This window comes from Enterococcus sp. AZ109, from assembly GCF_051714625.1.
In the GTDB taxonomy this organism is placed as follows: Bacteria; Bacillota; Bacilli; order Lactobacillales; family Enterococcaceae; genus Enterococcus_A.
The window spans coordinates 2,999,123-3,011,289 of sequence record NZ_JBIOSF010000001.1 but is presented as its reverse complement, the minus strand read 5'-3'; the positions used below and the strand labels follow the sequence as shown (position 1 = coordinate 3,011,289).

The window sequence follows — 12,167 nt, the reverse complement described above, 5'->3', positions numbered from 1 at the left end:
TCTTTTTCCCCCTAGCCTTTTGTTGAACGAGCCAATTTCTTCTCGAAACGAGCCACTAACAGTGAAACAACACAAGTCATGCAGAAGTAGATAATCGCCGCAATAAACAGGGATTCCATCGTTCGATAAGTCGCTGCTTTCACCGTGTCAGCCACAAACATTAATTCAGAAACCGCAATAACCGAAAGCAAGGATGTTTCTTTAATCATCGAGATAAACTCATTACCTAAAGCAGGCAAAATATTACGAATCGCTTGCGGTAAAATGATTTCCTGCATCGTCATTTGTTTATTCAAGCCTAACGAATAGCCAGCTTCCATTTGACCTTTGTCCACAGCGTTGATCCCAGAACGAATAATTTCCGCCACGTAGGCACTGGAATTAATCGACAAAGCGATACAACCCGGAATCAGGCGCGCTAGGTTCACACCCCAGATATGAATAGACGGGATGTTGATGATCATCGAAAGACCAAAGTAGAAGATAAATACTTGAAGTAACGCCGGCGTTCCTCGTAAAACTTGAATATAAAAAGTTGCCAAAGCTTTCAACAGCTTATTAGAAGAAATACGCAATAAAGCAACTAGAATTCCCAGCAAGGTACCAAACAGTACACATACCAATGCTACGCCAATGGTTGTCACAGCACCTTTAAGGAACAATGGGCCGTAAGTTTTCAGCATACTGCGACTGTCTTGACTGTCTCCGGCTTTAGCTAACTCAATATTTTTGTCTAAGAGCTCTTCCATCAACCCTTCTTCTTCCATATCGGCAATGATTTCATTGACCCGTTCGATTAAGGCATTGCTTTCTTTGGGAAAGGCAATAACTTGGGCCGTTTTTTCTTCAGGAACCTCGATTTCAATATCGGCAATGGCTAAATTAGGATACACATCTAAATAGTTTCTAGCAGTCAACCAACCGACAACCCCTGCATCCACCGTGCCCGCATTAATTTCAGCGATAACTTCTGGCAATTTTCCTAAAGCAACGGGTTGGGCATTTCCCAGATAATCGTTTAGGATGGTTTCTTGGGTCGAACCTTTTTGTGCGGCTACTTCCTTACCCGTTAAGGATTCAACAGAAGTCAGTACCTCGGCTTTGTCCTTAGTCGTTAGAATGACAAAAGGCAGTGTGTGATAAGGATCAGAAAAACCAACGATTTCTCTTCGCTCCGGTGTCGGGTTAAAGCCCGCTAATGCCATGTCAAACTCGTTGTTTTGAATACTAGGAATCAAGCCATCAAATTTCATGTTGGTTACTTCTAATTCAACCCCTAATTCCTTGGCAATTTCTTTGGCTACATCAATATCAAAACCGACAATTTCTTCTTTACCGTTATTCATACGAATAAATTCCTTCGGCGGATTATCTGCCGATGTCCCGACAATTAACGTGCCGCGGTCCAAGACCTTTTGCAGCGAATCATCCTCCGCCGCATACCCGCTAGCAGTGCCCCCAAACAGTACCAGTAATCCCAGCAACAAAATGGCGGTTCTTTTCAACCAGTTCTTTTCCATTCTTTCCCCTCCAAGTAGTGAATATTCATTCACCTTTATTCCCACATTTTTTTGTTATCTCTATTATACCTGCTAATCTGTACGATTTTTTTGAAAATATTACCAATCAACTTTAGGATTTTTGTGTATTTTTCAAAAACAGAAATTTAAGTGTATAATTGTGAGGAGCGAAATGTATAATTATGAGATTACAGGAGGGAGATAGAGATGAGCATTGCCATTCGTGAAGTTTTGTCATTTGATTACTTTAATTTTTTAACCTTAGCCGCTGGTAAAAATGGGATAGAAAATGAGATAAATACTGTAGGAATACTGGAATATGAGTACGATGAGGGGCTGCACCCTAGAAGAAAATTCGAAGTAAATACCTTTGTGATCACCAGTCTGTACTTTGCTAGAAACAATCCAGCACTTTTAGTGGATACCATCCGCTTGTTGTATCGTGACGGTGTTAGTGGATTGATTGTGAAAAAGATTTTCTTTCAGGAATTGCCGCCTGAAGTATTGGCTTACGCCGATGAGATTAATTTTCCGATCTTCACCTATGATCAGACAGCTACACCCCATTTTGAAGATATCCTGTTCCAGCTAAAGCAGGTGATCTCTTTTGATGGTAAGCAAAAAATCTTGGAGGTGCTGGTGGAAGATCTATTAACAGGCAAACCTGTTCCCGAATCCCGTATCCAATCGTTGCTTTATCGTCAGGAACAACTTAAGCGCTACAGCTTGTTTTACCTGCAGCCGGATCGCTTGAATCAGCCGATTGTTCACTGGCTCTCTTTAATCAACAACTACCAGCATCCTTCGCTGTTTACAAGCGGAATCAGTTATCGGCAAGGATTTTTTGTATTACTAGGCCTCAAAAAACATACATTGAAAGAGGAAGGAGTTCCATCGATTACTTTTGTTTTCCAACAAATTGGGTTGCCTTCCGATGGATTTACCATCGGTCAGAGTTTGGATTATCATCAGCCAGCAGAATTAAAAAATGCTTTCTCGGAAGCCTTGATTAGTGCTCAATTTGGACAAAAAGCGCAAAAAAGAGTGAGTAAGTATGGAGATCTTGGCATCTATCAGTTGCTTATTCCTTTTTATCAGGATGAGTCGTTTCAGCATTACAGTCAACAGCTATTAGATAAAATTCGGCAAAACGATCCCTCAAAAAAACAAAAGCTTTGGGAGACAGCTAGGTCTTTTGTGCATTTCGAAGGCAACCTTTCCTTGATGGCAGATGACTTAGATATTCACGAAAACTCCGTTCGTTATCGACTGCATAAATTAAAAGACCTATTAAGCAATGAAGAACAAGCATTATCGGATTTCGCCTTATACGAACAGCTTTCTTTAGCAGTTAAGATTGATCGTTTAAATGCGGAGTAAGAACGATTCCGCCAACAGTTTTTTCTTTGAAGAGCTAAGTATACAGTTTGAAGTTTTTATTTACTCGGGCTAGCGCCCTTTGGAATGCTCACCACAAAAAAAACACGCGAAAGACTGAAATCAGTTTCTCGCGTGCTTCACTAGTTAATTATCGTCTTTTTTCTCTACCGTAAACAATGGGCTTACGGATAGATTGTTATGAATCCGTTTCACAGCTTCACCCATCAATTCAGAACAGCTGATAATCTTCAGTTGTTTTGGATGACGTTCATCTGGTGTGAAAACCGAATCAGTAATACAAATTTCAGTAATTTCTGATTGATCTAAGCACTCCTTGGCAGGCGGTGACAACAGTCCGTGAGAAGCACAAGCGACAACATCCTTAGCACCAGCTTTTTTCAAGGTGCTGGCAGCTGTTTGGAAAACTTCACCCGTGTTTAAAATATCATCTACCATGATGCAGACCTTACCGACAACATCCCCAATCACATAACCGCTCTCAGGATTGCCTTCTTCGGTTTCATCGACAATGGCAATGGTTGTGTCTAAGTATTCCGACAAGCTGCGGGCTCTTTGTACACCACTGTTTTTCGGTGATACCACTACATAATCGTCCCCTACCATGTTTTTCTCACGATAATAATGAGCGAAAAGTGGCATCGTAAACAAATTGTCTACCGGAATATCGAAAAATCCTTGGACCTGAACAGTATGCAAATCTAATGTCAGCACGCGAGTCGCGCCGGCATCTGATAAAAGATTGGCGATTAATTTTGCCGTAATCGGCTCATGCGGCTTCGCTGTTCGGTCTTGTCGTGCATACCCATAATAAGGTAAGACTACGTTTACCGTTTTGGCACTTGCCCGCTTCATTGCATCGATCATAATCAGCAATTCCATGTAGTAGTCGTTCACTGGTTCGTTGGTGGCTTGTACTATATAAGTATCGTACCCCCGCACGGTTTCCTCTACGTTAATGGCAATTTCTCCATCGCTAAATTGTTTCACTGTACATTTTCCTAATGTTGTTCCACAAACAGCTGCAATCTTTTCTGCTAATGGCTGATTGCCATTCAAACCAAAGATTTTGTATTTATTTTCGCTATTCTGCTCAGTCATGGTGTCCCTCCAAGTTTTTTGTACCCCTAGTTTAACACAAGTTATTGTATTTTTTCTGTTTTTTAATTTTACGGAAAAGAAATTGTTCCATTTGCCCAATGTGCTGGAATAATTTTGTTATAACTCCCCCAATTGTCATGAATTTTATAAAAGCGTTTTCCATTACTTTTTTCCAAGAAACCATAGGCTACTACCCAATGATTGCCGTAGGTACTACCCAATAAACGCAAAATGCCGATCATCACTGGTTTTCCCTGTGAAATCCGCTTAGTGCTTCGTTGCCAGGCACCGGTAGTGGTAAAACGTACGCGAGCTTCCACCTGATATTTTTTCAAAAAACGATTTAAGCCAAAGCTGATTTGAGCTGGAACCGTTGGTAGATCAATCGGTTGAAGCATTGGCTTCATCGCAGCAATCAATGCCTGATTGTCAGTTGAACCTTTTTCTCGCAGGCTGGTGGGCAAAATAGCTTCATTTAGATAATCTTGATAATAGGCCAAAAGCACACTGCTGGCATAAGTACCGCACAAATAACCACTGGGAGTGCGCCAAGAGCGGTAAGTTTTGAAGCACTCTTCTGGTAATTCCACCCAAGAATCTAAAGGATACGTCATATTTTTGGCTCCTTAAGTTTTTTTGTTTTGAGTATTTGTCCTGTCTATATCATAATAGAAAGGAAAGAAAGGGGCACGTACTTTATGGACAAACTTATGATAAAAAAAGATTTATACGAAGCAGTCAATGGAAAATGGTTAGAAACGGCTGAAATACCGGCAGACAAACCGGCAACAGGCGGTTTTCAAGATTTGGTGGATGAGATCGATGACCTGTTAATCGCCGAAACGACAAAAATGGCAGAACAGCCAGACACCATTCCTAATGAGTTAATGAAGGAATACATCGCCTACTATCGCTTAGCCAGTGATTTTGACAAGCGGGATGCCGATGGGATGCAGCCGTTAAAACCGATTATGGAACGAATTGAACAACTGAATTCCTTTGAGGACTTGAATGGTCAATTGAAGGATTGGACACTTTCTGGTCTGCCTTTGCCATTTGGTTTGGATATCGATGCCGATATGAAAGATACGACTACGAATGCCATGTTTGCTGGGGTTCCTGGGTTGATCTTGCCGGATAAAACTTACTATGAAGAAGGTCATCCGCAAGCTGAGCAATTATTGGCAATTTTCAAAGATATGACTTTGCAGCTGTTTGATATGGCTGGCTATGATAAAGACGAAGCTGAACGGATTACTGATGAAGCCTTAGCTTTTGATCGTCTGCTGGCTCCCCATGTGAAAAGCGCTGAGGAAAATGCCGACTATAGCAAAATGTACAATCCACAAACCGCTGAAGAATTCGTCGCCCACAGCAGTCACATTCAAATGGATAAGCTAATTGAGGCGTTGATCGGTCAGTTGCCAGAAAAAATTATTGTGACCGAGCCTTTGTATTTTGATGAAATGGACAGCTTTGTCAATCCTGAAAACTTCTCTTTGATCAAAAGCTGGATGTTGGTCTTGAGTTTGAACTCTTTGACTGGTTACTTAAGTGAAGAAGCTCGCCAAGTCGGCGGCATCTACAATCGCGCCTTGTCTGGCGCAGCCGAAGCCCGTCCACAGAAAAAAGCCGCCTTCTACTTGGCATCTGGCCGTTTTGATCAAGTCGTCGGTGATTATTATGGCAAGAAATATTTTGGTGAACAAGCCAAAAATGACGTGAAGCAAATGGTGGAAACCATGATCGCCGTCTACCAAGACCGCTTGGCAAACAATACGTGGTTAAGCGAAGATACTCGAGAAAAAGCTATTCTAAAATTAAGCACATTAGGCATTCATGTGGGTTATCCTGATGAAATTCCGGCTTTGTATCGTAAGTTTAAAGTAACTCCTGCGGAAGATGGCGGGACTTTGTTGGATAATGCCTTAGCCTTTAGCCGAATGGGTCGTGAGGATCAATTTAAGAAATGGAACCAACCGGTGGATCGTGAAGAATGGGAAATGAGTGCAGACACCGTGAATGCTTATTATCACCCATTCCGTAATATCATTGTGTTCCCAGCAGCGATTTTACAGGCACCTTTCTACAGTCTGGAACAATCTAAGAGTGCTAACTACGGCGGGATTGGTGCAGTCATCGCCCATGAAATTTCCCACGCCTTTGATAACAATGGTTCACTATTTGATGAACTAGGAAACTTGAACAATTGGTGGACTGTTGAAGATCGCGAACACTTCCAGGAATTAGCAGATGCCATGATTGCGGAATTCGACGGCTTGAAAATCGCTGGCGGCAAAGTCAACGGCAAGCTGACTGTTTCCGAAAATATTGCCGATGCTGGGGGATTGAGTTGTGCCTTGGAAGCTGCCAAACGTGAGAAAGATGTCGATCTGGAAGCCTTTTTCGTTAACTGGGCTACCATCTGGCGCATGAAAGCTCGTCCTGAATATGCACAATTACTTTTGGCAGTCGATGTTCACGCACCAAACAAATTGAGAGCCAATGTTCAAGTACAAAATATCGATGAGTTTTACGAAACTTTTGGTGTGACTTCGGAGGATGAGATGTATCTGGCACCGGAGAAACGGGTAAGTATTTGGTAATTTAAAAGCTAGACAAAGCTAGTTTGGGAAGCTGGTCATCGATGATACAGTTAGGCAAACTACCAAAGTGCTGTTTTCTCACGTATCGAAAAGCACCGTCACTTTTATAATGAGTGATGGTGCTTTTCATTTACCATCTATCAAATTATTGGATCTAAATCCAGTTTGGACCCAATAATTTGATTTTAACAACCAAAAAACCAGCCAAGCCGAGCGCATAACAGCGCTCATCCTTAGCTGGGTTTCATCCGTTCAAATTAGTTTTTAGGTTTTTTAGAATCGATAGCGTATTGACGACGTCCGCCTGGTTTTGGTACCAAGTCGCCGATCATGTTGCCAAATCCGCCTTCAACGCGTAGTTCGTGACCGTTAGTGTAGTCAGAACGGTTGCTTGCCAAGTACAATACTGCGTTAGCGATGTCTTGTACTTCACCGATACGACGGTTAGCAGTCATTCTTCTACGGCCTTCTTCTACTTCTTCGTCTTCGTAGAATTTCGTTGATAATGGTGTTTTAACGAAACATGGTAATACGCAGTTACTACGTACGCCATATTGTCCCCACTCGCCAGCGATCATCTTAGACAGCATGTTTACGCCAGCTTTACTTGGGCTGTAAGCACCTGAGTAAGTTTCTGGGCTAAGAGAGGCGATAGTTGAAATGTGTACCATACGACCAGATTGTTGTTCGATCATTACACGGCCGATGCGTTGTGAAACTAAGAAGTAACCAGTTAAGTTTACATCGATGGTGCGTTTCCACTCATCCAATGCTAAGTCTTCTAATGGACTGAATGTTAAGATCGCAGCCGTTTGAACTAAAACGTCAATGCGGCCAAAGTCAGCTTTAACTGCTTTTGCTAATGCGTCTACTTGTTCTTCAACTGTTGAGTTGCATGAATAGCCTTTTGCTTCGATGCCGTAAGTGCTTGCTAATTCTTTTGCATAGCTTTGTGTTGCTTCTTCGTTTAAGTCAACTAAAGCTAATTTTGACCCTTGTTCCGCAAAGTCATTTGCGATTTTGCGTCCCATTCCGCCTAAAGCACCAGTGATGACTACTACGTCGCCAGCTAAATCTAACCAAGTTTTTTCCATTGTTTGATTTCCCCTTTGTTGTTATTCTCTATAACCTACTATACGTTACTTTAAGCAATTAAACTAATTGCTTTTTTCAATTGATTCATAGCTTCAAGTGATAAATCAGCCCACCCGCTTCAACAGCTGAGCGGCAAAATCTTCGCTAAATTCGGTATCAAAATTGTAGAGCAGCACGGAATTGAATAAAAGTGGTGAAAAGGTCAGCCCATAGATTTCTTTAACAAAAGCCGTAGCGGCAATCTCACTCAAGGCGTGAATTCGAGCTGTTTTTGAAAACGGACCAATTTTGTACTGAATATGTTTTTCTGTGGTATACAATTTATCACGGTTTTCCAAGTAATGAAACAATTCATGGGCCGATAAAATATCCGCAATCGAGGCCTGCGCCGTTAAAAACTGCAGGTCAACTTCGTGATCAATCAGCTTTTGTCCAGATTCGATCAGGGTTTCATTCAAGGTAATCCGATCCGGCAAACGAATCTCCGCCAAGGTGTAGGCATTCTTAGTCTTGTTGGAAGTTTCCTTCGTATAAACTACCTGAATACCTGCCTGTTGCAAAAATCCAGTCAGTGGTTTCCCTTTCAGAGGCTGAGCGGCCTGTTTACCGCAAGCAACGGCATTACGCAGCAGCTCGGCCTTCGCTTCTTCGGGAATCCTCCGATACAAATTGTCTTGTTTCAGCAAATAGCCCTCGTAAGATTCATCCGGCAACTTGCTTAATTTTAAAATCGTTTGGACAAATGTTTCTGTACTCACAGCTTTGCTCCTTAAAACAGCGTTCAAGCAGAAGGCTGTTTGAGTTATTACAAATCAACAAGCAGCGAAGCTTGAGCAATTGGTGCTCTCAAGCTTCGGCTAACTCTTATTTGAATCGGTTGGCGGCGATGATGATAATTTCATCCGTGCCAATAATTTCGCTCATTTCAATATCAATCAGCATGGTCAGCTGAGTGAAGTCAGTGCTGGTGAAATCAAGCAAACGTGGTCCCACACAGAAATAGAAATCGGGGCGGATAATCAGATCACTTTGATAGTTGGCCATTTCTTCCCACAATCTGGTAACAACTTCCAAATAGCTTTGAATCGTCGTTTTGACCACTTTAGCATGTTGGCGCTGTACTCGAATAAAGCCTTTTTTATCAATCACTCGTACTGCATTACCGGTTTTTGGTGAAGAAGCGCCAAAAATGTGAAACTGGTCGGTTTTGTCCACTAAACGTACTTCTTCAGCTGGCAAGCGGAAATCCTGAATAGCGATTTCATAAGCTTCTTCTTCTGAGGCAGCACTTTGTACTTCGGTTGCCTGAGCGGCGGTAGACCCCGATGCTCGGGCAGTGATTTTTTGAGTTTGCGGATCGATTTCAATGTGGACTTCCACACTGTCTTCCATTGCACCACTTTCGATGGCCATATTGATAACTTCTTGTTTGATTGATTGAATATCATTTTTGGTTGGGCTTGGAACAATCCGTTCTACCACGTCTTGCACGGCTGCCAAGGCAACCCCGATAGAAGAGATAACTTCGGCATTTTCTGGAATCTTGTAGTTCAAGTTCATTCGTTCGGCTGCGTGCTTGATTAGTGATGCAACACCACCGCCGACACCTACCAAGGTCATTTGGTTTGGTTCCAACTGGTATTTCTTGGCATAAGACTCGATTACTGGAACGATCTTGTCTACCGCTTTGCTTAAAATTTGGCGGGCCACTTCTTCTACTGACTGGCCTAAATAATCGGCTAGCGGCTGCATGGCTTTACGGGCTGACTCGACATTTCCGTAAGAGAAATCTTCTTCAGTTACATAGCCTAGAACATTAGCCGCACAGGAATTCGTAATAGTGATGGCTTTGCCGCTAGCTAAGCGAATCGCTACATAATCCTCAGGATCGCCTGGTTTTGGCGCAAACAATTCTAGTTTGGGATCAACGATTTCTTCTTCCGGTGTGTAAACGGCATATTCCAAGCCGGCAATATGGGCACTCCGCGGTCCCACATCTTTGACGCCGCTCTTAGTTACCCGGATCATACTACCGCCGGCAACTCCCAGAACACGTACATCCAATGAGTTTACATAGGTTTTATGACCAGAAATTTCAGAATAGTCAATCACTGGTCGTCCGTTTTTAATGACACCAAGGTTTGTAGAGGTTCCACCTACTTCAAAGTAAATCCCGTTTGAGGTGCGCAGATACATCAAGGCACCCATTACACTAGCTGCGGGACCGGAAAGCATCGTTAATACCGGACGTTTCTTCATTTCCACGACATCCATCAGACCGCCATCGCCACGCATGATCATCAATGGCACGTCAACCCCAGAAGAACGCACACTTTCTTCAGTTGAGTTAGCAGTTTCTAACATTTTCGGCAAAATAGAAGCATTGATAGTAGCTGTCCGCGTCCGGCGAGACAAGCCATATAGTTTGGTCATTTCCGAAGCAAGGGTCACTTGGACGCCTTTTTTCTTCGCTACTTCGGCAATTTTTTCTTCATAGGACAGGTTGTCTACCCCAAAGGCTGCAGAAGCAACTAGGACTTCCATGCCTTTAGACAGCAAGTCATCAATTGCTTTAGAAATCGTCTCTTCATCTAACTGCTTTTCGCTGATGAAGGTAGGGATAATGTGAATGCTGCGTCCAGTTCCAAGGTCGATATCCTTTAGATTCGTTTGAGCTTTGGCCAGCCAACCTTCAATCCCAGCTTTTGCAGTACTGATGATGCCGATTTTTGCTACATCACCTTCTAAAAGGGCATTGGTTGCTTGCGTGGTACTATGAGCAACGAATACCACTTCTTCAGGTGCAATATTGTATTCAGTTAAACATTTAAGAAAGGAATTGACGACGCCTTCTGCTACTCCTTGTTCACTGTCGTGAGTGGTTTTGACAGAAGATTTCCCGATAATTTCTTGGGTATCATTATCAATTGCTACGGCTTTTGTATGGGTTCCGCCTACGTCAATCCCTATTCGAACTCTTCGTTTCATTTAGAGATTCTCCTTCGTTTTTTAGATTTATAACGGATTGTTCAGGAAGAAATTGGCAAGCTCTAGAATCAGCGCCACTGTTGTTCCTGGAATCAATGCCACCTTCATATAATCAATTCCGTTGATCCGGTTGAAGCCAAGACCCCAAGCGTTCCAAGAAATCGTGATATCGAAATGGGCCATCCCAATCAATACCGAAGCAAATAACGGATACAAGAAGGTTGTCGGGTAGTTAGTGGTTTGACTCACCACAGCGAGTAACGCTGCCCCCGAACCAATTAGTGACAAAGGACCCTTGAACCAAGTCAATGGAGCCAAAATCCCAAACAAAATACATAAAGCTAAAGGAGCGGTAGGAATAACTCCGCCGATAACTACTTTGAAATAAGGAGCAGCAAAGAACGCTGCATCATTAAACATTGCCAGTGTGATCCAGAAAGCCACGAGCGAAGACGTATCCTTCACGCCTTCAGTGAAGATCCGAGAAACGGTCCGGCACAGTTCGCGGAACCCGCCTTTTAGTTCTCCGCACACTGCCAAAGCATACATACTAGATAAAATGAAGCAAAGAATAACCGGCAGATTGAAGACGATTACCCCAACAACTGGTAAAAACGGGGTGATCAATGAGATGCCAGGTGCATCCACTACTTCGGCACTTTTAGTTGCTGACCAAGCATAGGTCAAGCTTTCCATTCTCAGGTAAACCATCGCTGCTAGTGACACCACAATAATCATAGTGATAAAAGCCAAGATCCCAAACGGGAAGTAGTCGCTATACGCATATTCAGCTCCACCATTAGAATTCAAGAAAAAGGCAGAGTACTGCGCAAAGTTGATCGGGTTCAAGAACAACCCGGCTGCCACCGACCCGGTAAAGGAGAAGAAGGCAATTACCTTGGGAATCCCGATTGAAAACAGGATGGGCAGAATAATTACCGCAATAGCGATAACTGATCCGGCTCCGGTCATTGAAGTAAAGATAAACCCAGTAATCAAGTTAACGATTGCCAAAATAACTGCCGGATTGTCTCCTCCTAATTCCACACTCTTCCGAATGATGGTGGAAGCAATTCCAGTATCCAATAAAATTCGACCAAAGAAGGCTCCCAAGAAAATATTCATCAGTGAGGCTCCATATTTTTCTGGTGCTGTCTGATATACCGCTTTGAGCATATCATTAATAGTCATGCCGACAAAAGCTTCATTTGGTGAAATCAAATTTCCAATGATCGGCAAAAATGTCCAAATGGTGGCCATGATAAAGAAGCCTACCATTAAATTGTGTCCCTTAATACAGAAGATAACCATTCCGATGAAGGAACAGATTAACAAAATCCCAATTATAGCGTCCATTGGTCCCCTCCTACATTCCTTCGCATCTAGTTAGATACATAATTTTGAAAAGAAATTCCAAACAATAATACAACATCCCGATATATGAAAACAAGGAGGAGGC

9 protein-coding genes are annotated in these 12,167 nt (G+C 42.6%); 2 read left to right on the top strand and 7 right to left on the bottom strand.

The genetic code is table 11. From position 1 onward, the window contains the following. Positions 1 to 11 precede the first annotated feature (11 nt). The gene (locus IGI42_RS14835) at positions 12 to 1,520 is read right to left on the bottom strand and encodes an ABC transporter substrate-binding protein/permease (RefSeq protein WP_438716642.1); all 1,509 of its coding nucleotides are present in this window, start codon (positions 1,518 to 1,520) and stop codon (positions 12 to 14) included. 207 nt (positions 1,521 to 1,727) lie between these two features. Between IGI42_RS14835 and IGI42_RS14830 the strand changes: the two genes are divergently transcribed. Then, positions 1,728 to 2,900, top strand: a complete 1,173-nt coding sequence (locus IGI42_RS14830) for a PucR family transcriptional regulator (RefSeq protein ID WP_438716641.1) — start codon at positions 1,728 to 1,730, stop codon at positions 2,898 to 2,900. A 144-nt stretch (positions 2,901 to 3,044) separates the two neighbouring features. Here IGI42_RS14830 and IGI42_RS14825 read toward each other — a convergent pair whose 3' ends face one another. Next, the gene (locus tag IGI42_RS14825) at positions 3,045 to 4,019 is read right to left on the bottom strand and encodes a ribose-phosphate diphosphokinase (protein ID WP_438716640.1); all 975 of its coding nucleotides are present in this window, start codon (positions 4,017 to 4,019) and stop codon (positions 3,045 to 3,047) included. 68 nt (positions 4,020 to 4,087) lie between these two features. After that, the gene (locus tag IGI42_RS14820; RefSeq protein ID WP_438716639.1) at positions 4,088 to 4,633 is read right to left on the bottom strand and encodes a hypothetical protein; all 546 of its coding nucleotides are present in this window, start codon (positions 4,631 to 4,633) and stop codon (positions 4,088 to 4,090) included. A gap of 84 nt (positions 4,634 to 4,717) precedes the next feature. On the opposite strand from IGI42_RS14820, the gene IGI42_RS14815 reads away from it, so the two are divergent. Then, positions 4,718 to 6,625 carry a M13 family metallopeptidase gene (locus IGI42_RS14815; protein ID WP_438716638.1) on the top strand — a complete coding sequence of 636 codons (1,908 nt, stop codon included), beginning with the start codon at positions 4,718 to 4,720 and terminating at the stop codon, positions 6,623 to 6,625. Between the two features lie 257 nt (positions 6,626 to 6,882). On the opposite strand, the gene IGI42_RS14810 is transcribed toward IGI42_RS14815, so the two are convergent. The 4 genes from IGI42_RS14810 to IGI42_RS14795 form a co-directional block, all read right to left on the bottom strand. After that, positions 6,883 to 7,719 (bottom strand): SDR family NAD(P)-dependent oxidoreductase, encoded by an 837-nt coding sequence (locus tag IGI42_RS14810; RefSeq protein ID WP_438716637.1) that lies wholly within the window; start codon positions 7,717 to 7,719, stop codon positions 6,883 to 6,885. A 105-nt stretch (positions 7,720 to 7,824) separates the two neighbouring features. Next, positions 7,825 to 8,478 carry a hypothetical protein gene (locus tag IGI42_RS14805; RefSeq protein ID WP_438716636.1) on the bottom strand — a complete coding sequence of 218 codons (654 nt, stop codon included), beginning with the start codon at positions 8,476 to 8,478 and terminating at the stop codon, positions 7,825 to 7,827. A gap of 106 nt (positions 8,479 to 8,584) precedes the next feature. Beyond that, complete coding sequence (locus IGI42_RS14800; protein ID WP_438716635.1) at positions 8,585 to 10,708, bottom strand: hydantoinase/oxoprolinase family protein; 2,124 nt, start codon at positions 10,706 to 10,708, stop codon at positions 8,585 to 8,587. 27 nt (positions 10,709 to 10,735) lie between these two features. Next, complete coding sequence (locus tag IGI42_RS14795; protein ID WP_438716634.1) at positions 10,736 to 12,064, bottom strand: citrate transporter; 1,329 nt, start codon at positions 12,062 to 12,064, stop codon at positions 10,736 to 10,738. Positions 12,065 to 12,167 lie beyond the last annotated feature (103 nt).

Bases quoted from the DNA above. Each gene is read 5' to 3' on its own strand.
- IGI42_RS14810 (WP_438716637.1), bottom strand. From the start codon at position 7,719: ATGGAAAAAACTTGGTTAGATTTAGCTGGCGACGTAGTAGTCATCACT.
- IGI42_RS14820 (WP_438716639.1), bottom strand. From the start codon at position 4,633: ATGACGTATCCTTTAGATTCTTGGGTGGAATTACCAGAAGAGTGCTTC.
- IGI42_RS14835 (WP_438716642.1), bottom strand. From the start codon at position 1,520: ATGGAAAAGAACTGGTTGAAAAGAACCGCCATTTTGTTGCTGGGATTA.
- IGI42_RS14815 (WP_438716638.1), top strand. From the start codon at position 4,718: ATGGACAAACTTATGATAAAAAAAGATTTATACGAAGCAGTCAATGGA.
- IGI42_RS14795 (WP_438716634.1), bottom strand. From the start codon at position 12,064: ATGGACGCTATAATTGGGATTTTGTTAATCTGTTCCTTCATCGGAATG.
- IGI42_RS14800 (WP_438716635.1), bottom strand. From the start codon at position 10,708: ATGAAACGAAGAGTTCGAATAGGGATTGACGTAGGCGGAACCCATACA.
- IGI42_RS14825 (WP_438716640.1), bottom strand. From the start codon at position 4,019: ATGACTGAGCAGAATAGCGAAAATAAATACAAAATCTTTGGTTTGAAT.
- IGI42_RS14830 (WP_438716641.1), top strand. From the start codon at position 1,728: ATGAGCATTGCCATTCGTGAAGTTTTGTCATTTGATTACTTTAATTTT.